Genomic DNA, 20,380 nt, shown 5'->3' with positions numbered 1-20,380 from the left:
TGCTGTCGAAATAAACCCAGCCCCATCCAACCCAGCGATGTCATAGGAGAACGGATATTTTTTCCGAGAATGCCGTCAATTTTCCGGGAGAGGAAGAATTGCAATTCCAACAATCACTTGCTTCTTAAAACTTTATTCTAAGAAATACCCAAAATGAAATATTCGCCCGGTCTATCGGGACCGGTTCCGCAATCTGCTTCCACCTCGCGATGCCGCGAGGCAGCGTCTCGATCAAAAGCGTCTTACCAGAAGCCGCGATGCTGCCAGCACCAGAGGAAATCCTCTTCGGTCCAGTTGCGGTGGCGCTTGGCCGAGGCCTCGTCGCTGTCCCGCTTCTTCGCATCGCGTGTCCCGGTATCGAGGGTTTCCGAGGCAAATACCTCGCGCCACAGGCGTTCCGCCCGATTAAAGATGCCGGATACTTCACTGTACATTGCGACCTCCAGAAAACAGTTGGGTTGCAGAGTGCAGCTGTCTCCACGAGACAACCAATACCCGATGATGACCGGTTGTAAAAATTTGTCAACAATCACTACCTGTTTAATCGTGTATCGATTTTAACGCTTTTGCAACTTTTAGAATGCTTAATTCTTTATGAATGATTATTTTTCAGGGCCTTAACAGCCATTTTTAAGACATTTGGCCGCCATGAAAAAACTCCATTTTTTAACATTTTTACACTAGAAAATGTGGAGCGAGGGACTATGACTGCATCTCATAGGGTGGTCAGGCAACAATCATGATTTCGCAGAAAGCCAAATATGCGCTCCGGGCGCTTGTCGTTCTCGCCAGAGCCGATGCCGAAAAGGCCCTCTTCATTTCGGATATCGCTGAAGAACAGAACATTCCGAAGAAATTCCTGGAACAGATCCTGCTTGACCTGAAACACCAGGGCATCGTCATGAGCCGCCGCGGCAAGATGGGCGGCTATCTCCTGCTCAAGCAGGCAGAAGACATCACCTTCGGCGAGGTCCTCAGACTGATCGACGGGCCGATTGCGCCCCTGCCGTGCCTCAGCAAGATTGCCTACCGGCGCTGCGAAGACTGCGACAGCGAAGACAAGTGCGAAATCCGCCATGTCTTCAGCGAGGTCGCCAATGTGACGCGCGGCGTGCTCGATAAGACCACGATTGCCGATTGCCTCGCCTATGGCAACGGCGGCAAGCTGGCAGCCGTGCTCGACAGCTAACCCCTCGGGAAACACCATGACCGCCAATGATCCGGAAACACTGGCTTTTTACGCCGATGAAGCCGTACGTTACGCCAAACGGCCCTGATCAGGTAAAGACAGCCTTTCCGATAACTGGCGTTGACGGCACCGCCACATCGCGCGGCTCCAGCATGCCCGCATGAAAGGCCATGTGCCCGGCATCCGCCGCCTTGGCGAAGGCAGCGGCCATGGCAACCGGGTCCGCCGCCTTGGCAACAGCGGTGTTGAGCAGGATCGCGTCAAAGCCCAGCTCCATCACCGTGGCGGCATGAGACGGACGGCCGAGCCCGGCATCGACGATGAGCGGAACCTCGGGAAAATGCCCGCGCAGGGCACGCAGCGCGTGCAGATTGAGCGGGCCGAGCGCCGATCCAATCGGAGCACACCACGGCATCAGCACCTCGCACCCCGCCTCGAGCAGGCGCTCCGCCACGACCAGATCGTCCGTCATGTAGGGAAACACCTTGAAACCATCCGCGTTGAGGATGCGCGCCGCTTCCACCAGCGCAAACACATCCGGCTGCAGCGTGTCGTGATTGCCGATGACTTCGAGCTTGATCCAGTCGGTGGCAAAAATATCCCGCGCCATCTGGGCGGTCAGCACTGCCTCCTTGACCGTGTGGCAGCCCGCCGTGTTGGGCAGGACATGCACGCCGAGCGACTGGATCAGCGACCAGAACCTGTCGCCGGATTTGCCGCCCGCCATCTCCCGCCGCAGGGACACTGTGACGATGCTGGTTTGCGATGCCTTCACCGCATCCATCAGGATCGCCGGTGACGAATATTGCGCGGTGCCAAGCAGGAGGCGCGAGGACAGTTCGGTGCCATAAAGGGTCAGCATGGCTCAGCCTCCCTGCCGCGGGGTGAGGATTTCCACCCGGTCGCCGTCATTCAGGCCCACGGCAGCACGCGCGGTCGCTCGCACCAGTTCGCCATTGAGCGCGGTCGCCAGCCATTCGCCCTCATACTCCAATTCGCCGAGCAAATCGGCCAGTGTTTTGGCCGCAACCTCGTGCGGTTCTCCATTGACGATCAGTCTCATGATCAAGCTACCTTCTGCGAGTCAAAAACCATCGCTGCCGCCCGCATCGCCATGGCAGGCGCCAGCAAAAATCCGTGCCGGTACATTCCGTTGATGCTGATCACCCGGCCATCGCGCGTCACGCGCGGAAAATTATCCGCATAGGCCGGGCGCACGCCCACGCCGGTCTCGATGATCGCCGCCTCGCCAAAGGCCGGGTGCAGGCTGTAGGCGGCATTGAGCAGTTCCATCATCGACCGCGCGGTGACCGGCCCCGTCGCATCGCTTTCGATCATCGTCGCGCCGACCATGAAGAGGTGATCGGCGCGCGGGACGATGTAGACGGGAAAACGCGGATGGATCAGCCGCACAGGCCGGGCCAGCGCGATGTCGCGGGTTTGCAGGATGAGCATTTCACCGCGCACCCCGCGCAGGTCCGGCTTGGCCGTGGAATAACCGGTGCAGTCGACAATGCGATCGAATTTGCCCTCGTCCCGCTCGTTCTCAAAGCGAACGCCGGATGCGGCCAGCTTCGCCGCCAGCGCCGTCAGGGCGCGGCGCGGATCGAGATGCGCTTCGTCCCTGAAAAACAGCGCCCGGCGGAAGCGTCCCGCAAGGTCAGGTTCGAGACTGCTCAGTTCCTGCGCGTCTAAGCCGGCAAAACCCGAGGTGCGCGAACCAAAACGGTCGAGTTCCCCGGCGTCGCGCGCCGGCGCCAGCACCAGCGTGCCGTTGCGCGTGACACGTCCAGGCAGGGCCGCCTCCCACCAGGAGGCAGCCGCCAGGCCGAGTTCCAGCACCCGCTCCTCCGCGCTTTCCCGCTCGCAATAGGGGGCGAGCATGCCGCCCGCATACCATGAGGCGGTCGAGGACGTATCGCGGCGCGGGTCGAAGACGGTCACGTCTGCGCCCCGCGCCATCAGTTCATGCGCGGCGGTAAGCCCGGCCACGCCAGCGCCTTTGACAAGGATACGCATCAGAAATCGTCACCCGATGCCGGTATGGGCTCACTAGCCGATTTCAGCGGCATGTAGAGATCGCCGCCCTGCCGGAATTTTTCCGCCATGGCTGACATGCCCTCCTTCTGCGCTTCGGCGCGGATGTCGTGGGAAATCCGCATCGAACAGAATTTCGGCCCGCACATCGAGCAGAAATGCGCCACCTTGTGCGCCTCCTTCGGCAATGTCTCGTCGTGGAACAGCCGCGCCGTTTCGGGATCGAGCGACAGGTTGAACTGGTCTTCCCAGCGGAATTCGAAGCGCGCCCGCGACAGGGCATCGTCCCGCACCTGCGCCGCCGGATGGCCCTTGGCAAGATCGGCCGCATGGGCGGCGATCTTGTAGGTGATCACCCCGATCTTCACATCGTCGCGGTTGGGCAGGCCGAGATGCTCCTTCGGCGTGACATAACAAAGCATGGCGGTGCCGAACCAGCCGATCATCGCCGCGCCGATGCCCGAGGTGATGTGATCATAACCCGGTGCGATATCGGTGGTGAGCGGTCCCAGCGTGTAGAACGGTGCCTCGCCGCAGACGGCCAGCTGCTTGTCCATGTTCGCCTTGATCTTGTGCATCGGCACATGGCCGGGGCCCTCGATCATCACCTGGCAGCCCTTGGCCCAGGCAATCTGCGTCAGTTCCCCCAGCGTTTCCAGTTCGGCAAATTGCGCCGCATCATTGGCATCGGCGATGGAACCCGGACGCAGGCCGTCGCCAAGCGAGAAGCTGACATCATAGGCGCGGCAGATATCGCAGATTTCCTCGAAATGCTCGTAGAGGAAACTTTCCCGGTGATGATGCAGACACCACTTGGCCATGATCGAGCCGCCGCGCGACACGATGCCGGTGACGCGGTCGACGGTCAGCGGGATATAATGCAACCGAACACCCGCATGGATGGTGAAATAATCCACGCCCTGCTCCGCCTGCTCGATCAGCGTGTCACGATAGACCTCCCATGTCAGGTCTTCTGCGATGCCGCCGACCTTTTCCAGCGCCTGATAGAGCGGCACCGTTCCGATCGGCACCGGCGCGTTGCGGATGATCCATTCGCGGATATTGTGGATGTTGCGGCCGGTCGACAGATCCATCACTGTATCGGCACCCCAGCGGATGGCCCAAACCATTTTCTCCACTTCCTCCGCCATGGAGGAGGTGACCGCCGAATTGCCGATATTGGCGTTGATCTTGACCAGAAAGTTGCGGCCGATGATCATCGGTTCGAGTTCGGGATGATTGACATTGGCCGGAATGATCGCCCTGCCCCGGGCAATCTCCTCACGGACGAATTCCGGCGTGACATGATCCGGCACCGACGCGCCGAAGGAATTGCCGTCGCGCTCCAACTGCGCTCTTGCGGCGTCGCGGCCGAGATTTTCGCGGATCGCCACATATTCCATCTCGGGCGTGATGATCCCCGCCCGGGCATAGGCAAGCTGGGTGACGGCTTTATCGCCCTTCGCCCGCAGCGGCCGGTTGCGCACCGGAAATTCCGGTGTCAGCCGTTCGCCGGTGACGAAGCCATTGTCTTCAAGCTTGACGTGGCGGCCGTCATAGGCGGCAAGGTCCGCATGACCGGAGAGCCAGCTCGCACGGAGGCGCGGCAGGCCTTTGGCAATGTCGATGACAGCATCGGCATCCGTATATGGCCCGGACGAATCGTACACCGTCACCGGCGGCTCGCCCGCCGTCGGGTGCACCGATATCTGGCGCAGCGGCACGCGCAAATCCGGATGGATATGGCCCGGTTTGTATATCTTGATCGAAGCCGGCAGCGGTCCTGCCGAAACGGTTGGGGTAATTGCGGTCATCATCAGGCTCCTAGGCGGTTAAGCGTGGAAACCCAGTTCTGTGCCGGAAGGATGAAAAGAGATTGCGAATCCGGATACGGATGTGCCGAGGCTGACTCGCATGACTTTCGCACCGTCCCTACGCCAGTATGAACTGGATCAGGTTCAACGGGTCACTGCGCTGCAAAAGCCAGCAGAATCTCAGCCCCTTGTCGGGACCCCCCTGGTGAATGTCTTGAATTGAACGCCCGATCCGCCATTTGTCAAGCGGATCGGTAAAATCGTGTGCGTGGCGCCCTGCTGTTTCCGGACGCCTTTACCGGATCAGGACGCGCGCAACGGCTTCAACGCATTGCTCCACTTGAGCAATTCGCCAAGCATGGTGTTGGCGCTCGCCGTCACCAGTTCATTGGCCTGGAAGACGCCTTCATCGTTGATGAACTGCTGATACGCCGGAACGGGAACGCCTTCGGGGATGGGAACCATGCGCAGGCCGGAAATGAGGCCCTTGACCGATTCGACCGAGCGCAGGCCGCCCGACACGCCGCCATAGCTGACGAAACCGACCGGCTTGTAGTTCCACTCCTGCCAGAGATAGATGATCGCATTGGTCAGGGATGGCGGGGCGAAATAGTCATATTCCGGCGTCACGAACACGATTGCATCGCCCGCCTCGACCAGCGCGCTCCACTTTTTCGTGTGCGCATGCTCGTACTTCTTGGCGCGCGGGTGGTTGGGTTCGTCGAAAACCGGCAGGTTGAGATCGGCCAGGTCAATCAGGACGGGTTCGAACTGGCCATCCTGTTTGACGAAGTCATGGAACCATTTCGAAACCGGCGAACCGGCGCGGCCCGGGCGGGTGCTGACATGGACGATGTTGAGCTTGGGTGCCATTGAAAGGTCTCCATAAGGCTTGAATATCATGGAGCATGCATAGGCGCGGCGTGATGCAACGCACAAGAAGGCACTTTTTTGAAACCGGGTAATATCGATGTGAAGACGACAGTTACGGCGGAGTCTTCATAAAACGAAACCCGCTCCAGCATGGCGTGCTGTGCGGGTTCTGTCGCGTTTTGCAAGGACCGGAAACTCCAGTCATTGATTATCGGTTGTTGTTGAAATCGCTGGAAGCGGCGCCTGGACGGGCAACGCGTTCTTTCTTCTTCGGACCAGGAAGCAGACCTTCACGCTGTGCCTGCTTGCGCGCTGCCTTGCGGGCGCGGCTGACGGCTTCAGCCTTTTCACGGACACGGCGCTCGGATGGCTTTTCAAAAGCCTGGCGCGCCTTCATTTCGCGAAAGAGACCTTCGCGCTGCATCTTCTTTTTCAGGACCCGGAGGGCCTGTTCAACATTGTTATCACGGACGAGAACTTGCAATCGTTTTCCTTACCCATGCTTGTCTCGTCTTGCGGACATAAGCGCCACAATCAGACAAGCGTTTGATGAATTACCACAACGGCAATCCCGAGAAGCGCGGACTTTATTCATTCCCGCGCTAAAAATCCAGTGCACGGGCGCAGTTTTACTGACATGCACTGTATTTCATCCCGGCAAATTCAATATTTCCGCCGGGATGAACCTGTCATTCTGCCAAATCCGCCCTATCGGACGGATTTTCCGCAGGGAATCAGATGGCAGCGGTGATGATGATTTCGACGAGGTAGTCCGGTGTCGCCAGCTTGGCTTCGCCGGTGGCGCGCGCAGGTGTGTTGGCAGGATCAACCCAAGCATCCCAGACCGCGTTCATTTCAGCAAAGTCCTTCATGTCGGCCATCCAGATGATGGCCTGCAGGATCTTGGACTTGTCGGAACCGGCTTCCTTCAACAGGCGCTCGACCGAAGCCAGAACGTCCTTGGTCTGCTCGGTGACGCTTTTGCCCGGCGTGCCGACCTGTCCTGCAAGATAAACCGTGTTGCCATGGATAACGGCCTGGCTCATGCGTGGGCCGACTTCAATACGACGAATGCTCATAGAAAGCTCCTCTAGCAGTTTGGATAGATCGATACTGGACAGGCATATAAGAAAAAAGGGCCATCCGGCCCTATTCAAGGCGTTATAGTTGGGACCCGCCGGAAAGCAACAGAAATCATCGTTCAACCCGTGGTTTTCACGTGCCTTGCCCTCTGACACGAGCCGCCCGCGGCCGTTTGCATCTGCGTTCGCTGCACCGGTATTAACCACGGGAAAGAAGGGCAAATGATCTGACGCAAATGGGCTTATTCTGTCGTTATGTGTCTTGCAGCATCACCGCGCCGCTGCATACTCGGCCATGCGGCGGTAGCAGCGCTCTTGACGGCGACGACCCGCACCAACCAACTGCAAATCACTATTAATTAAACTTTATACTTGCATCACTAGACAACATTACGATTATGTAAGAGAATCTTAAACAAAATTCGACGGGAGTGATAAGTAATTGATATATCCATTCGTTGAAAACATAAGATATGGCGACAGATCCTTGCCGTTTTGTATCGCCGATGAGATCGGATATCATTGGTACGTTGCAGTTGGTAACAACTATACTGGATTTCGCGAGCGTTGCATTTACTTGATCGAACCAGGCTCGCATGTTGTTGACTGCGGCTCCCATCATGGATTGATGACTGTGCTGTTCGGCCAAAAGGCGGGTCCCGCCGGCAGGGTGACCGCTTTTGACGCACTGCCATTCAATGCGGGTGTCGTGCAGCGCAATGCCGAGCTGAACGGGCTGGCAAATGTGGTAACGCATGGCAAGGCCGTCGGGCAGAAGACGGGCACCCACAAGGTGCTGGCCCCGCACAGCAACGTCATCCTCAACGATATCAATGTGCATGCTCCCGATGGTGATCTGGTCGTCGAGGTCATCGCGCTTGACGATGCGGATCTCGGCAAGGTGGATTTTCTCAAGATCGACGTGGAAGGACATGAGGTTGCCGCCCTGAAGGGCGCCCGCGGCGTGTTGCAGCAGCTGCCGTTTATCGACATCGAAATTCACAACTTCATGCAGGTCGACGCGCGTGCCCACTGCTTTGCCATCATGGAAGCCCTGCCGGCCGGCGGATATGTTTTTTCCATCGACGAGGATCCCGAATGGCACGAGGCGCATGAGATCGACATGAATTACCTCATCGGCCTGCCCAACCCTCATCTTCTGGCCAAGCCAAAACAGCGGATGCTCTAAAATCGCGGTAAAATGAGAAAACCCCAAGTCATCGATATGACCTGGGGTTCTGATTGGTGGGCACAGTAGGGATCGAACCTACGACCCGCTGATTAAGAGTCAGCTGCTCTACCAACTGAGCTATGTGCCCGTCAGCCGCTTTGACGACCGAAGGTGGGGGCTCTATAACGGGGCAAATCCGGCCTGTCCAGCCCTTCTTGAAAACTTTATGTCAGCTTTGAACAATAAGTTGTTTAAACAAAAAGCTGTCCCTCTGCCGTCTTGACCGCCGAACCGCCGATACGCCCGCCGGCAAGCTTCTGGTCGGCGATATCCAGCTCCAGCCGCAAGCGCGATGGACGGCCCATTTCCTGGCCCTGCTCCAGCCACAGCCGCAGCAATCCGTCGAGCGGCCGGTCAAAGTGCTGGATGGCGCCAGCAAAAGCTGCCGTGGCGGAACCCGTTGCCGGGTCCTCATAGGTGCCTTCGTCGCTGACAAACATCCGCGCATGAAAATTGCTGTCGTGCAGCGTCGTTTCGCGGCAATAGACGTAAGCGGGCAGCTGACGCCCGTCGATCACAGGCGCAGCCTTTTTCATGGCGTCCTGATTGATTCGAATCCGCCCGGCGGCGGCCAGCCCGTGAATCGGGATCAGCAGGTAAGGCACGCCCGCATCCCAGACGGTCGGAACGTGATTCTCGAAGCCGATCTCCCTTGGCTCCAGGCGCAGGGCATTGGCCAGTGCAATCCTGTCGTGATTGTACGGCACCTGTTCCGGCAGCTTGGGAAGATCGAATTCGGCAAATGCTCCCGCCTTGCTGAGCTTCACGCCGCAGCGGACCGGACCGACCTTCTCTTCCAGAATGATCAGCGTTTCCTGATCCCCCGCAACATCGGGAAAGCGGCTTTGCGCCAGGGCAATGGCAGAGCCAACGGTCGGATGGCCGGCAAAAGGCATTTCGTAGTCGGGCGTGAAAATCCTGATCTGCGCCGTATGGGCGGGGTTCTGCGCCGGCAGCACAAACACCGTCTCGGACAGATTGAATTGCCCGGCAATGCGCTGCATGGCGGCATCATCCAGTCCGGCCGCATCGTGCACAACCGCGAGGGGATTGCCCGTCAGGACCTCGTCGGTGAAAACATCATAGACTTGATAATGCCGGCCGGTCATTTGCTTACTCCTCGTCAAACCTTTGGCGAAAGTAGAGACTGGAGAGAGCTGTTCAAGATAAACCTTGTGACGGTGACATTCCAGCCTGCAGGCCATGTGGTGCGTGGTTCGACAAGCTCAAGATCCAAAATGCCAGTCGCCAAAAGTGGCGAAGGTGCGCGGCGTCGCCTCGCCCATCTCGCCCGCAGCCGCAATGGCACAAACACCATCCAGTTCCGGATCGGCCTGGGCGGCAATGGCTGCACGGATTGACGCGAGCAGTTCATCGCCGGTCTGCCGGAAGTAGTAACGCCGGAACACGGCAATGCTCCGCTCCACCCTGACGAGATAGGCCATGGCGTCCCGGCGCAATGCGCTGCCAAGATCGATACCGGTTTCCTCGGCCACCTCGCGCTGGGCATTGCCGTCGAAGTCGACCTGATCGCCAGCAAGATCACCCGCATCGAAGGAGCCTGCCGGGAAATATACCCGTCCGGCCGCCGATGTCGTTGCGCCCATCTGCCCCGCAATCAGCCTGTTGTCGGCCGATACCATGACCCCGACGCTGAAGATGTGCCACGGCTTTGCGTCCGTGCGGTTGCGCTTCCAGTGCATCATGGTGGCAAAGCTCGTCCGCCTGTAGGCCGCGCGGAAAATACCCGCATCGATCGCAGCCCGTTCAGCCAGGAAGAACGAGCCGTCGAAAAGCGAGGGATTGGCCGCCAGTTCGCGTGTCCAGTTCGCGGTTATGCCGGCACGGTGCTGAACATCGTAGGCGAGAGGCCCCTCCTCCACGCGCACAATGGCCTGACGGATCGGGATGACGGTTGCTTCGTCAATGGTGTGCATGGGTCAGACGACGTTGAACGTGACGGCAACGGGGCAATGATCGCTTGCCTTGGGGCGATCCCAGCCAATTCTTGGAAACAGCTCGACCTTCTGATCAGGCGGGAAAATCGTGCGGTATGGCTGGCCGCGCCGGATGATGTCGGGCACTACCTTGCTGTTGGTCCGGGCCAATGCGGGAGACGCCAGGATGTAATCGAGCTGGCACAGGTGCCGCTCCTCCGGGCCGCGCGTATGGTACAGCGTCCAGCGATCCATCACCGGGCGCCGTTCCACCAGATTTTCGCAGAAGCCGCCTTCCAGCAGCACATCGACGCTGCTCGTCGCCTCGCGCACCGGATCGAACCTGTATCCGGCCAGCGAATCGCCGCCAATGACGATCCGTTCGCGATAATCGTTGAAATCGCCGCAGATCACCCAATGCTTGCTGGCCGCACCGCCGCTGTTCGCAAACCGGTCCTCGATGATGCGCCGCACCGCCTTGGCCTCGGCCACGCGCACCGGCATGGAGGCCGTGCGCCCGTCCAGCCCGTTGCGCGGCGGCCCCATGGACTTGAAGTGGCTGACGAACAGTGTCAGCGGCCGCCCGCCAATACGCACGTCAATCTCCAGGCAGTCGCGCTTGAAAATGCGCTCATGCGGCTCAAGCCCGAGCGCAGCGATCTCGGCGTTGTAAAGCCCGAAATCATTATAGGTCACGTGGGCATGGCTGGTCATTTCGATGAATTCGATCGGCTCGCCATGCCGGGTCTGGTCGCGCATGAGCACTGCCACGTCGATACCGCGGCTGTCATTGCCTTCCAGCATGTATTTGTGCCGGTAGCCCTCGCCGACCATCTTGAAGAGATAGCCGAACTCGAAGGCGTTCAGCGCACCGATATTGTCGACTTCCTGCAGGCAGAGAATATCCGCGTGGGTTTCGGCAATGGCGAGCGCCGTCAGCTGGCGCGTATCGTCCGCATGGGCGATAGCCCGTGCCTGTTCCAGCTGCCGGTACTGTTCCTCATCATTGATCTGGAACAGCTGCAGCGTCCGGTCCTTGTTCAGATTGTTCTTGAAGCCGGAGAAATCGAACCTGTTCATCAGATTTTCGACATTGAACGTGGCGATGCGTACAGACATTCACAGACCCTGAATTATGAAAACCGGCGGCCGAAGCAGGACGCTGGTGTGAGCCTAACCTGATTGGCAGATCACAACCAGTGGTCCGATTCTGACATTTGCATTCCTTTGATACAGGCCATTCAGGCAAATGTCAGAATCAAAGGACCACTGGCAACCATATAACTCTAGTGGAACTTTGAATTTGACATTCGCATGCACCGCGCGATGTCAAATGCGACGCGAATGTCAAATTCGTTCCACTAGTGCCGAAACCGTTACCGCGCGGATTTCCGCTTGGCGGTAGCGATAGGAAATACAAAGGCCTATATTAGGGGAAACAGCATGGACATGACGATGATGAAGACCCTGATCACAGCCCTCGCCGCCTTTGGCCTTGCCCTGACCGTCGGCCTTAGCGCCGCATCGGCGCAGGTGCAGCCCTATCGCCCAGCTCCGCGCGGCAATGATGTGGTGCCAAAACAGCCACTGATCCTCGGCACCGACAGCCCCGCCAACCTTGCAGGCCCCAATTGCACGGGCTCGGCGCGCTGCAATGATTTCCGCACCAGTCGGCCCATCATCTCGCCGCCGACCCGCACCCAGGCGCAGATCTGCCAGGACCGCTATCAATCCTACCGCGCCTTCGACAACACCTATCAGCCGCTGAGCGGGCCGCGCCGCACCTGCACGCTGCAATGAAAAAGGCCGATAGATCGCTCTATCGGCCTTTTATTCGAACGGTCCGGAGACCTTAGTTCTTGGCCTTGTCGACCAGCTTGTTGCTGCCGATCCATGGCATCATGCCGCGCAGCTTTTCACCGACTTCTTCAATCTGGTGCTTGTCATTGTTGCGGCGGATGGCCTTGAAGCGCGATGCGCCGGCCTTGTATTCCTGCATCCAGTCGGAGGTGAACTTGCCGGTCTGGATGTCGGTCAGGATACGCTTCATCTCGGCCTTTGTTTCGGCGGTGATGATGCGCGGGCCGGAAACGTATTCGCCCCATTCGGCCGTGTTGGAGATCGAGTAGTTCATGTTGGCGATGCCGCCTTCATAGATCAGGTCGACGATCAGCTTCACTTCGTGCAGGCATTCGAAATAGGCCATTTCAGGGGCATAGCCGCCTTCAACCAGCGTTTCGAAACCGGCGCGGATCAGTTCGACCAGGCCGCCGCACAGAACCACCTGTTCGCCGAACAGATCGGTTTCGCACTCTTCGCGGAAATTGGTTTCAATGACGCCCGAACGGCCGCCGCCGACACCGCAGGCATAGGACAGTGCGAGATCATGCGCATTGCCCGATGCATCCTGGTGGATGGCGATGAGGCAGGGAACGCCGCCGCCCTTCTGGTATTCGCCGCGAACCGTGTGGCCGGGGCCCTTCGGCGCGATCATGACCACGTCAACGGTCTTCTTTGGCTCGATCAGGCCGAAATGCACGTTGAGGCCGTGGGCGAAGGCAATCGCGGCACCGTCACGGATATTGTCGGCGATGTGATCCTTGTAGATGTCGGCCTGCAGTTCGTCCGGGGTCGCCATCATCATCAGGTCGGCCCATTTTGCCGCTTCGGCAACGCTGACGACCTGGAAGCCGTCGGCTTCGGCCTTCTTGGCGGTGGCAGAGCCCTGACGCAGGGCAATGCGCACGTCCTTGGCTCCGGAGTCCTTCAGGTTCAGCGCATGGGCGCGGCCCTGCGAACCGTAACCGATAATGGCAACCTTCTTCGACTTGATCAGGTTGATGTCTGCATCGCGGTCATAATATACGCGCATTGATTTCTTCCCTTCAGCGTTGCGTACAGCGGCCTTAACCGGCCGCGTTGGTATGAGCTCCATAAAGAGCGAAAAACTGCTGTGTCGCGCGCCGGGCCTCGCCGTCGATTGCCACATCAGTCAACTCGAACCGGTCGCCGAGCAGCAACCGGATTTGCACATCCCGGACGACCAGTCCGAAAAAAGTGCGAAATGCGTCTTCCGTATCGTCGAACGCCAGCAGGCCAGCGTCGCGCCCGACGTCCAGCAGCGGCATCAGGCGGCGCGCCATGGCAAACGGCCCGTTCTCCAGCACGATGGCGCCGAGATCGCGCTTGTCGCTGCCCGCATGGCTGACGGCCACGCGGTTGAGCGCCACGGAAATCTTGCCGGAGAGAACGCGCAGCCAATCCGACGCAAAGCGTTCCAGCCCGCTTGTCAGCGATGCGAGATCAAGACCGTCGCGCCTGACCGTGACGCCGCGCACCTTCGACGCCTGCCACTGGACCGTCGCGGTCAGGAGCCCGTCCCGGTCACCGAACCATTTGTAGAGGGTTTCCTTGGAGCAGCTGGCGCGGCGCGCCACGCTCGTCATCGTCAGGGCATCGCCCGCTTCCACCAGCAGGCCAAGCGCCGCATCGAGAACGTCGCGCTGACGCTCTGTCAATGGGCTGTCACTGGCTTCCGCAGCGGATTGCACGAGGCTTCTTCCCTTCGATTTCACGGCTTCAATTGCCGTACCGTACGTTACGGTTCGGTTCTAGTGCGGTGAAAATCATTTGGCAAGTGGGCGTGAAAAAGATTCCTAAATCCAGGCCTTTTCCCGCAAACCGATTGGCCGGAACGGGTCGATCAGGGTACCCGATACCATGGATGCCAGAAGCTGCGGCGCCGGCGGAATACGCGCCACGGTCGGAACCACCCAGTCGCGCGCGAAGGGCAACAGGGTTGAATCCGACTGGTAGAACGGGGTGAATGCCCGCGACAGGGCCTGGAAACCGCGCACATGCGCCCGGCGGGAAGCGGCATAGGCTGATAGTGCCGCGTCGATCTCCGTGGATGTAGCAAGGGCATGGGCAAGCGCCCGCGCGTCCAGCAGCGCCATATTGGCACCCTGCCCGAGCTGCGGGCTGGTGGAATGGGCGGCATCGCCAATGACGGCAAGATGGCGCCCGGCAGGCATGGCCAGCGTATGATGGCCATAGCGCGCCAGCGTCATATCGTCGAAACCATCGATCTGACCGGTATAGGCGGAACATTCCGGCCAGAGCGACAATACCCGGTCTTTCCAGCTTTCGATCCCCGCAGCGCGCAGGGCCTCCGCCTCATCCGGTTTTGTACTCCAGAAGAAAGCGGCCATCGGATCTCCGGCGGCATCTGTTCTGCCAATCGGCAGCACGCCGATCATCACGCCAGCCCTACGGTAGCGCTGCAGCAGCGAGCGTGTGTCAAACCCGTCCCCGCACCATTTCAGCGACGTCCAGAAAGCGCCGTACGTCAGGGGCTCCGGTTCACTGGGATGAATGGCAAACTGCTTGAGCCGCGAGCGCGATCCACTGGCGTCGATGACCAGATCGAACGTGCCGATGCTGCGGCCCGTATTGGTCATCAGCCATGCCCGGCCATTGCCCGTGTGCATCGTGATGACATCGACATTGGTCGTGATATCGATACGCTCCTGCAGCACCGCCTGATACAGCACATCGAACAGGGCGGCGCGATGCACGGCCACGCCGTAGCGCCCGCTTTTCAACGCGACGTACCGGACATCCAGCACTGCCCGCCCGGACAGGGCATCGGCGCCGTAGAGCCGGTCGATCCGGTTGCCGAGGGATGCGATGCGATCAAACAGCCCGAGATCGTCGAGCACCGTCAGGCCGGTGGGTTGCAGGATGAGGCCGGAGCCGAGGGGCGACGGGGCGGCAAACCGTTCAAGCAGTTTGACATCATGCCCGGCGCGATGAAGGTAGAGCGCGGCGGCAAGCCCGGCCGGCCCTGCTCCAACAATGGCGATCTGTTGTTTTTTCAATCTGACCCCTGCCCGTTTGCTGCTACGGGCATACAGACGCAATATGGGTCTTTCAACCCGATATCGCGTCTCACTGGTTCAGATATTCACCTGCGTGCCAATTTCGACGACGCGGCCGGTCGGAATCTGGAAATACTCCGTGGCATCGCTGGCGGTACGCGCCAGCGCGATGAACAGCCGGTCCTGCCAATGCGGCATTTCCGAACGGGCCGACGCTTTCAGCGAGCGGCGCGACAGGAAGAAGGACGTGGTCATGATGTCGAACTTCCAGCCCTGCTTGCGGCAGATCGCCAGCGTGCGCGGTATGTTCGGGCGCTCCATATAGCCGAAGGTCAGCGTGACGCGCATGAACAGGTCGTTGATCGGCTCGATCTTGACCCGCTCGCTCTTCTTGACCAGCGGCGACGGCGCGGTGATAACAGTCAGGATCACATTGTTCTGATGCAGCACCTTGTAGTGTTTCAGGCTGTGCATGAGAGCTGTCGGCGTGCTCTTGGGATCGCCCGTCAGGAACACGGCGGTTCCCGGCACCAGCGGCGGCGGGTTCTGCGCCATCTTCTTCGAGATCAGATCGAGCGGCACTTCGCCCTTGCGGGTCTTTTCGAACAGCTGACGGCTGCCGCGGACCCAGGTGAACATCACCAGGATGATGAGGAACGCCACCACAAGGGAGGCCCAGCCGCCATCGACGACCTTGATCAGGTTGGCGCTGACGAATGTCAGGTCAATGATGATGAAAGAGACGGTCAGGCTCACGGCGACCCAGAGGCGCCACTTCCAGATGCGGCTCATGACGATGAAGAGCAGGATCGTCGTCACCAGCATGTTGCCGGTCACGGCAATGCCATAGGCGGAAGCCAGGTTGGTCGAGCGTTCGAAGCCAAGGACCAGCAGAATGACCACCAGGCCGAGCAGCATGTTGACCCGCGGCAGGTAGACCTGGCCGGACTGCTTCTCCGAGGTGTGCTCGATGTTGAGGCGCGGCAGGAGATTGAGCTGCACCGCCTGGCGGGAAAGCGAATAGGCGCCCGAGATAACAGCCTGACTGGCGATGACGGTGGCGGCGGTGGCAAGCAGCACCATCGGCAGCAGCGCCCAATGCGGGAACATTTCAAAGAACGGGTTCTTGGCCGACTCGCCATGCGCCAGGATGAACGCGCCCTGGCCGAAATAGTTCAGGAGCAGACAGGGGAAGACGACCCAGACCCAGGCGGTGGCAATCGGTTTGCGGCCGAAATGCCCGAGATCCGCATAGAGTGCTTCCGCACCGGTCACCGCCAGGAACACCGTGCCGATGGTCGGGAAGGCCGTTGCCGGGTTCTCGAGGATGTAATCCACCGCATAATACGGGTTGGCGGCGGCAAAGATGCTGACATCGTCGAACAGGTGCCATGCGCCGAAAAAGCCGATGGCCAGAAACCACAACAGGGTGATCGGGCCGAAAATCGTGGCAACACGCGCCGTCCCGAAGCGCTGGACCGAAAACAGGGTCAGGAGAATGACCAAAGTGATGGGAACCACAAAGGGTTCCAGCGACGGGGTAACGATCTCCAGGCCTTCAACCGCCGAAAGCACCGAGATGGCCGGGGTGATCACCGCATCGCCGTAAAACAGCGACGCACCGACAATGCCGAGACCGAGAATGAGCTGTGGCCGGGATTTGAAACTCGACCGCGCCAGCGCCATCAGCGAAAGAATGCCGCCCTCGCCGTCATTGTCGGCGCGCAGCACGAAGAAAACATATTTGATGGTCACGATCAGGGTCAGCGCCCAGAAGATCATCGAGACCACGCCGAGAATATCGGTGCGGCTCAGGACTCCATCGAGCGATGCGGCATGCAGCGCTTCGCGGAAAGCGTAGATCGGGCTTGTCCCGATGTCGCCATAGACAACGCCGAGGGCGCCTAGCACAAGAACCGGAAATGCTTCTTTGTGATGCGGTTCCGGTTCATAGGCGGCGGTACCGTTTAAACAGTTCTCGTCGCCAACTTGCTGGTCACTCATACAGGTTTTCCCTCGCTCCGACAGCGTGGGCGGACGAGTTAGTCGTGTTGCACCGCAATATCAATCGCCATTTTAACATAGCTGTCATCCCACGTTATGCAAAAACGCATGGCAACGCAAATCATGCACGCGAATCAAGGCGCTACGCCTGCAGCGCATTCATGAATCTTTCCACAGCCCGCGACATACCGTGCGTCAAAGCATCAGCTGTCAGCCCGTGACCGATTGAAACTTCCACCAGATTTGGCACTTTTCTGACGAGAGCAGGCAGATTGGCGACTGTCAGATCGTGCCCGGCATTGACCGCAACGCCTGCCCTTGCCGCCGCTTCCGCGGTCTTTGCCAGCCTGTCCAGTTCCAGCGCCTCGCGGCGCGGATCGTCATGCGCGCCGCCATAGGGGCCGGTATAGAGTTCGACACGATCCGCCCCGAGCGCCTTGGCCAGCGCCGGTGCGTCCGGATCGGCATCGATGAACAGCGACACCCGCGCCGACTGGTGTTTCAGCTGCCGGATGATCGGCGCCAGGAAATCGCCGGTCTTGTTCAGATCCCAGCCATGATCTGATGTGGCCTGTGCCGGATCGTCCGGCACCAGCGTGACCTGTTCGGGCTCGTTCTTGGCGACAAGATCGAGGAATTGCGCCGTCGGATACCCCTCGATGTTGAATTCGGCCTGCGGAAACTCGTCATCGATCAGGGCGCGAATTTCAGGCAGGTCGGAAAAGCGGATATGCCGCTCGTCCGGCCGCGGATGCACGGTCAGCCCGGCAGCGCCGCCAGCCAAGGCCACGCGGCCAAGCCCGATCACACTGGGCCAGGGCAGGTCGCGGCGGTTGCGCAACATGGCGATTGCATTGAGGTTCACGGAAAGGGAAGCTGTCATGCTGAAGTCCAATGTTTCTTGCTGTCCTGATCTTTACAGCAGAAAGCGAACATTAAACATTGGAATCTGGCCTGTCCCGAAAGATGTTCGCAGGTCAGCCCTCGCCTCGCAAGTTCTTGCCCGCAAAGAGTATGGTTTCATGAGCCCATCCGATTTTTCCTCCCCGGTTTTTGCCCAATGGCGTGCGCATGCCGCATCCGACTGGTCCGCTTATGTCGACCACGCCTTTGTGCGCGGCCTGGGCGATGGTTCCCTGCCCGAAACGGCCTTTCTGCACTATCTGGTCCAGGACTACATCTTTCTGTTCCACTTCTCGCGGGCCTGGGGCATGGCTGTCCTGAAAGCGGAAAGCCATGAAGAACTGGAGCTGGCATCGGCAACAGTGCATGCATTGGTCAATCATGAAATGCCGCTGCATATCGAGATATGCGCGAAGGCCGGGATTTCCCGCCAGATGCTGCTGCAGACCGACGAGGAGCCGGAGAACCTCTCCTATACCCGCTACGTCATCGATGCCGGGCTGTCCGGCGACTTTCTCGACCTCATTGCCGCGCTTGCCCCTTGCGTGATGGGCTATGGCGAAATCGGCACCCGCCTTGCCGCTGTCCCGGCGCAAGGCAATCCGTACCGACCATGGATCGATACCTATGCGGGCAAGGACTATCAGGAGGCATGCCACGCGGTCGGGCGGCTCATCGAAAGCAGCGTCCGCACCCGGCTCGGCTCATCGCCTGAAACATCCGGGCGCTGGAAGACGCTCAACCGCCGGTTTCGCGTGGCGACGCGGCTGGAAGCCGGGTTCTGGTCGATGGGATTGCGCGGCGCTTGATCAATAGATGGGCAAATGTGAAGGCGCTGCCTCAGGGCTGGTGGCGCAGCAGGGAGGATGTGCCTGTGGCGAAGCCCATTTTCTCGTAGAACGGGACGAGGCGATCCGGGCAGTAAAGCTCGAAGCTTGCCATGGACTGGAGCTTTTCATGGCCTTTGATGCGCTCCATGATCTTTTGCCCCAATCCTGTCCCGCGGAATTTTTCATCAACAATCACGTCGAAGATCATGGCCTTGTAGACATAGTCGGTCAGAACACGGGCAAAACCCACCAGCTTGCCCTCCGCGCAGCAACCGATGACAATGTCGCAGTGATCCAGCATACGCACGACATCGTCGAACTGCCGGTTCTTGGTCCACCATTCATTCCGGTAGAGTGCGTGAAGCTCCTGCCGATGGGGGCCTTCTATCCGGTCGATCCACTGCAAATCCATATTCGCCCCTCCCGGCAGACAAGACCTTAGCGCACCACCGTCAGCCGTTCGGCCGCGCGCGTGATAGCCGTGTAGAGCCAGCGGTCGCGCGTATCGCGGAAAGCAAAGCTCTCGTCGAACAGCACCACTTCGTTCCATTGCGAGCCCTGCGCCTTGTGGGTCGTCAGCGCGTAGCCATAGTCGAAATCGTCATAGCGCTTCTTGGTCTGCCACGGGATTTCCGTGTCGGGGTCCTCGAACTGCGCCTTGAGCAGCTTGATCTTGGCAACGCCCCTGCCCGGCTCTTCATCCTCCGGCGCCACCAGCAGGTTGATGCCGGGTTTGACCGTCTCGCGCGAGGAGGTCATGACCTTCCACAACGAACCGTTGAGCAGCCCCTTGGCCGGATCGTTGCGCAGGCACACAAGCTTGTCGCCAGCCTGCGGGAAGGAGGCGGAAAAACCCTTGAGTTCGCGCAGGCGCTGATTGTAGCGGCGGCGGGTGCGGTTGGTGCCCACCAGCACCTGATCGGCACCGAGCACCAGATCCTGCGTCACCTCGTTCTTGGAGATGACCTTGGCCGCACCGAAATCGCCATAGCCGAACTCGCGTCCCTCGCGCACGTCGAGCGCAAGCCGGAGAATGGGATTGTCGCGCGCCTGCCGGTGGATTTCGCTGAGCAGGAAATCCGGCTCGTGTTCGGTGAAGAAGCCGCCGCCGGATATGGGCGGCAGCTGGCCGGGATCGCCCAGCACCAGAATGGGCGTGCCGAAGCTCATGAGATCGCGGCCGAGCTGCTCGTCCACCATCGAGCACTCGTCGACGACGATCAGCTTGGCCTTGGCGACCGGGCTCTGCCGGTTGAGCGAGAAGGTCGGGGCGATGCTGGTCTTTCCCGTCGTTTCATCCTCGACCGCCTCTTCGCCGCGCGGGCGATAAATCAGCGAATGCAGCGTCCGCGCATTGGCGGCGCCCTTCGAGCGCAGGACCTGCGCGGCCTTGCCGGTGAAAGCGGCGAACTGCACATCGCCGTCAATATGCTCGGCGAAATAGCGGGCCAGCGTTGTCTTGCCCGTGCCGGCATAGCCGAAAAGCCGAAAAATCGGGCTGCGCCCGTCTTTCAGCCATTTGGAAACGGCGCCGAGCGCCTCATCCTGTTGTGGTGATAATTGCATTGCCCTGACTGACAGGATTCGCCCGCAAAGGGCA

At 59.7% G+C, this 20,380-nt stretch carries 22 protein-coding genes, 1 tRNA gene and 1 riboswitch; of the genes, 4 read left to right on the top strand and 19 right to left on the bottom strand.

The window, feature by feature from the left end; genetic code table 11:
- Positions 1 to 242 precede the first annotated feature (242 nt).
- The gene (locus ACTJJ7_RS17305) at positions 243 to 434 is read right to left on the bottom strand and encodes a hypothetical protein (RefSeq protein WP_105732263.1); all 192 of its coding nucleotides are present in this window, start codon (positions 432 to 434) and stop codon (positions 243 to 245) included.
- Between the two features lie 305 nt (positions 435 to 739).
- Here ACTJJ7_RS17305 and ACTJJ7_RS17300 point away from each other — a divergent pair, with 305 nt between their 5' ends.
- Complete coding sequence (locus tag ACTJJ7_RS17300) at positions 740 to 1,189, top strand: RrF2 family transcriptional regulator (protein ID WP_105732262.1); 450 nt, start codon at positions 740 to 742, stop codon at positions 1,187 to 1,189.
- Positions 1,190 to 1,277: 88 nt separating this feature from the next.
- On the opposite strand, the gene ACTJJ7_RS17295 is transcribed toward ACTJJ7_RS17300, so the two are convergent.
- The 7 genes from ACTJJ7_RS17295 to ACTJJ7_RS17265 form a co-directional block, all read right to left on the bottom strand.
- Entirely contained in the window at positions 1,278 to 2,051 is a 774-nt protein-coding gene (locus ACTJJ7_RS17295; protein WP_440968278.1) for a thiazole synthase, read from the bottom strand.
- Positions 2,052 to 2,054: 3 nt separating this feature from the next.
- Positions 2,055 to 2,252 (bottom strand): sulfur carrier protein ThiS, encoded by a 198-nt coding sequence (thiS, locus tag ACTJJ7_RS17290; protein ID WP_440968277.1) that lies wholly within the window; start codon positions 2,250 to 2,252, stop codon positions 2,055 to 2,057.
- 2 nt (positions 2,253 to 2,254) lie between these two features.
- Entirely contained in the window at positions 2,255 to 3,208 is a 954-nt protein-coding gene (gene thiO / locus ACTJJ7_RS17285; protein WP_440968276.1) for a glycine oxidase ThiO, read from the bottom strand.
- Positions 3,208 to 5,040, bottom strand: coding sequence for a phosphomethylpyrimidine synthase ThiC (gene thiC / locus ACTJJ7_RS17280; RefSeq protein ID WP_440968275.1), 1,833 nt, complete (start codon positions 5,038 to 5,040; stop codon positions 3,208 to 3,210). The genes thiO and thiC overlap by 1 nt, the downstream gene beginning before the upstream one ends.
- A 97-nt stretch (positions 5,041 to 5,137) precedes the next feature.
- A riboswitch (TPP riboswitch) is annotated at positions 5,138 to 5,254 on the bottom strand.
- 89 nt (positions 5,255 to 5,343) lie between these two features.
- Positions 5,344 to 5,913, bottom strand: a complete 570-nt coding sequence (locus tag ACTJJ7_RS17275) for an NADPH-dependent FMN reductase (RefSeq protein ID WP_440968274.1) — start codon at positions 5,911 to 5,913, stop codon at positions 5,344 to 5,346.
- Between the two features lie 208 nt (positions 5,914 to 6,121).
- Positions 6,122 to 6,397: a 30S ribosomal protein S21 gene (gene rpsU, locus ACTJJ7_RS17270; RefSeq protein WP_105732257.1), complete on the bottom strand. Its 276-nt coding sequence runs from the start codon at positions 6,395 to 6,397 to the stop codon at positions 6,122 to 6,124.
- Between the two features lie 250 nt (positions 6,398 to 6,647).
- Positions 6,648 to 6,992 (bottom strand): RidA family protein, encoded by a 345-nt coding sequence (locus ACTJJ7_RS17265; RefSeq protein WP_105732256.1) that lies wholly within the window; start codon positions 6,990 to 6,992, stop codon positions 6,648 to 6,650.
- 445 nt (positions 6,993 to 7,437) lie between these two features.
- Between ACTJJ7_RS17265 and ACTJJ7_RS17260 the strand changes: the two genes are divergently transcribed.
- Complete coding sequence (locus ACTJJ7_RS17260; protein ID WP_342588448.1) at positions 7,438 to 8,184, top strand: FkbM family methyltransferase; 747 nt, start codon at positions 7,438 to 7,440, stop codon at positions 8,182 to 8,184.
- A 54-nt stretch (positions 8,185 to 8,238) separates the two neighbouring features.
- On the opposite strand, the gene ACTJJ7_RS17255 is transcribed toward ACTJJ7_RS17260, so the two are convergent.
- From ACTJJ7_RS17255 to ACTJJ7_RS17240, 4 genes are all read right to left on the bottom strand, one after another.
- Positions 8,239 to 8,314, bottom strand: a tRNA-Lys gene (locus ACTJJ7_RS17255).
- 103 nt (positions 8,315 to 8,417) lie between these two features.
- Entirely contained in the window at positions 8,418 to 9,335 is a 918-nt protein-coding gene (locus ACTJJ7_RS17250) for a PhzF family phenazine biosynthesis protein (protein ID WP_440968273.1), read from the bottom strand.
- Between the two features lie 117 nt (positions 9,336 to 9,452).
- Positions 9,453 to 10,163 carry an NUDIX hydrolase gene (locus ACTJJ7_RS17245; protein ID WP_440968272.1) on the bottom strand — a complete coding sequence of 237 codons (711 nt, stop codon included), beginning with the start codon at positions 10,161 to 10,163 and terminating at the stop codon, positions 9,453 to 9,455.
- A 3-nt stretch (positions 10,164 to 10,166) separates the two neighbouring features.
- Complete coding sequence (locus tag ACTJJ7_RS17240; protein ID WP_105732252.1) at positions 10,167 to 11,282, bottom strand: endonuclease/exonuclease/phosphatase family protein; 1,116 nt, start codon at positions 11,280 to 11,282, stop codon at positions 10,167 to 10,169.
- A 324-nt stretch (positions 11,283 to 11,606) separates the two neighbouring features.
- On the opposite strand from ACTJJ7_RS17240, the gene ACTJJ7_RS17235 reads away from it, so the two are divergent.
- The gene (locus tag ACTJJ7_RS17235; RefSeq protein ID WP_105732251.1) at positions 11,607 to 11,963 is read left to right on the top strand and encodes a BA14K family protein; all 357 of its coding nucleotides are present in this window, start codon (positions 11,607 to 11,609) and stop codon (positions 11,961 to 11,963) included.
- 52 nt (positions 11,964 to 12,015) lie between these two features.
- On the opposite strand, the gene ilvC is transcribed toward ACTJJ7_RS17235, so the two are convergent.
- The 5 genes from ilvC to ACTJJ7_RS17210 all read right to left on the bottom strand — a co-directional run bounded on the left by ilvC (position 12,016) and on the right by ACTJJ7_RS17210 (position 17,930).
- The gene (gene ilvC, locus ACTJJ7_RS17230; RefSeq protein ID WP_440968271.1) at positions 12,016 to 13,035 is read right to left on the bottom strand and encodes a ketol-acid reductoisomerase; all 1,020 of its coding nucleotides are present in this window, start codon (positions 13,033 to 13,035) and stop codon (positions 12,016 to 12,018) included.
- Between the two features lie 34 nt (positions 13,036 to 13,069).
- Positions 13,070 to 13,714, bottom strand: a complete 645-nt coding sequence (locus ACTJJ7_RS17225; RefSeq protein ID WP_440968270.1) for a TetR/AcrR family transcriptional regulator — start codon at positions 13,712 to 13,714, stop codon at positions 13,070 to 13,072.
- Positions 13,715 to 13,819: 105 nt separating this feature from the next.
- Complete coding sequence (locus ACTJJ7_RS17220) at positions 13,820 to 15,043, bottom strand: FAD-dependent oxidoreductase (RefSeq protein ID WP_440968269.1); 1,224 nt, start codon at positions 15,041 to 15,043, stop codon at positions 13,820 to 13,822.
- A gap of 78 nt (positions 15,044 to 15,121) precedes the next feature.
- Positions 15,122 to 17,047: a potassium transporter Kup gene (locus ACTJJ7_RS17215; protein WP_440968268.1), complete on the bottom strand. Its 1,926-nt coding sequence runs from the start codon at positions 17,045 to 17,047 to the stop codon at positions 15,122 to 15,124.
- A gap of 142 nt (positions 17,048 to 17,189) precedes the next feature.
- Positions 17,190 to 17,930, bottom strand: a complete 741-nt coding sequence (locus tag ACTJJ7_RS17210; protein WP_440968267.1) for a pyridoxine 5'-phosphate synthase — start codon at positions 17,928 to 17,930, stop codon at positions 17,190 to 17,192.
- Between the two features lie 139 nt (positions 17,931 to 18,069).
- Between ACTJJ7_RS17210 and ACTJJ7_RS17205 the strand changes: the two genes are divergently transcribed.
- Complete coding sequence (locus ACTJJ7_RS17205; RefSeq protein ID WP_440968266.1) at positions 18,070 to 18,759, top strand: TenA family protein; 690 nt, start codon at positions 18,070 to 18,072, stop codon at positions 18,757 to 18,759.
- 31 nt (positions 18,760 to 18,790) lie between these two features.
- Here the strand turns inward: ACTJJ7_RS17205 and ACTJJ7_RS17200 are convergent, their stop codons facing one another.
- Both ACTJJ7_RS17200 and ACTJJ7_RS17195 read right to left on the bottom strand, forming a co-directional pair.
- Entirely contained in the window at positions 18,791 to 19,192 is a 402-nt protein-coding gene (locus tag ACTJJ7_RS17200) for a GNAT family N-acetyltransferase (RefSeq protein ID WP_440968265.1), read from the bottom strand.
- 26 nt (positions 19,193 to 19,218) lie between these two features.
- Entirely contained in the window at positions 19,219 to 20,346 is a 1,128-nt protein-coding gene (locus ACTJJ7_RS17195; protein ID WP_105732245.1) for an ATP-dependent DNA helicase, read from the bottom strand.
- Positions 20,347 to 20,380: the final 34 nt, after the last annotated feature.

Source organism: Phyllobacterium sp. 22229 (assembly GCF_052056495.1).
Taxonomy (GTDB): Bacteria; Pseudomonadota; Alphaproteobacteria; order Rhizobiales; family Rhizobiaceae; genus Phyllobacterium; species Phyllobacterium myrsinacearum.
The sequence above is the reverse complement of the archived record's forward strand: the minus strand, read 5'-3'. Positions and strand labels throughout refer to the sequence as shown.

Coding starts and splice junctions, on each gene's coding strand:
- ACTJJ7_RS17305 (WP_105732263.1), bottom strand. CDS start 434: ATGTACAGTGAAGTATCCGGCATCTTTAATCGGGCGGAACGCCTGTGG.
- ACTJJ7_RS17300 (WP_105732262.1), top strand. CDS start 740: ATGATTTCGCAGAAAGCCAAATATGCGCTCCGGGCGCTTGTCGTTCTC.
- ACTJJ7_RS17295 (WP_440968278.1), bottom strand. CDS start 2,051: ATGCTGACCCTTTATGGCACCGAACTGTCCTCGCGCCTCCTGCTTGGC.
- thiS (WP_440968277.1), bottom strand. CDS start 2,252: ATGAGACTGATCGTCAATGGAGAACCGCACGAGGTTGCGGCCAAAACA.
- thiO (WP_440968276.1), bottom strand. CDS start 3,208: ATGCGTATCCTTGTCAAAGGCGCTGGCGTGGCCGGGCTTACCGCCGCG.
- thiC (WP_440968275.1), bottom strand. CDS start 5,040: ATGACCGCAATTACCCCAACCGTTTCGGCAGGACCGCTGCCGGCTTCG.
- ACTJJ7_RS17275 (WP_440968274.1), bottom strand. CDS start 5,913: ATGGCACCCAAGCTCAACATCGTCCATGTCAGCACCCGCCCGGGCCGC.
- ACTJJ7_RS17265 (WP_105732256.1), bottom strand. CDS start 6,992: ATGAGCATTCGTCGTATTGAAGTCGGCCCACGCATGAGCCAGGCCGTT.
- ACTJJ7_RS17250 (WP_440968273.1), bottom strand. CDS start 9,335: ATGACCGGCCGGCATTATCAAGTCTATGATGTTTTCACCGACGAGGTC.
- ACTJJ7_RS17245 (WP_440968272.1), bottom strand. CDS start 10,163: ATGCACACCATTGACGAAGCAACCGTCATCCCGATCCGTCAGGCCATT.
- ACTJJ7_RS17240 (WP_105732252.1), bottom strand. CDS start 11,282: ATGTCTGTACGCATCGCCACGTTCAATGTCGAAAATCTGATGAACAGG.
- ACTJJ7_RS17235 (WP_105732251.1), top strand. CDS start 11,607: ATGGACATGACGATGATGAAGACCCTGATCACAGCCCTCGCCGCCTTT.
- ilvC (WP_440968271.1), bottom strand. CDS start 13,035: ATGCGCGTATATTATGACCGCGATGCAGACATCAACCTGATCAAGTCG.
- ACTJJ7_RS17215 (WP_440968268.1), bottom strand. CDS start 17,047: ATGAGTGACCAGCAAGTTGGCGACGAGAACTGTTTAAACGGTACCGCC.
- ACTJJ7_RS17210 (WP_440968267.1), bottom strand. CDS start 17,930: ATGACAGCTTCCCTTTCCGTGAACCTCAATGCAATCGCCATGTTGCGC.
- ACTJJ7_RS17205 (WP_440968266.1), top strand. CDS start 18,070: ATGAGCCCATCCGATTTTTCCTCCCCGGTTTTTGCCCAATGGCGTGCG.
- ACTJJ7_RS17200 (WP_440968265.1), bottom strand. CDS start 19,192: ATGGATTTGCAGTGGATCGACCGGATAGAAGGCCCCCATCGGCAGGAG.
- ACTJJ7_RS17195 (WP_105732245.1), bottom strand. CDS start 20,346: ATGCAATTATCACCACAACAGGATGAGGCGCTCGGCGCCGTTTCCAAA.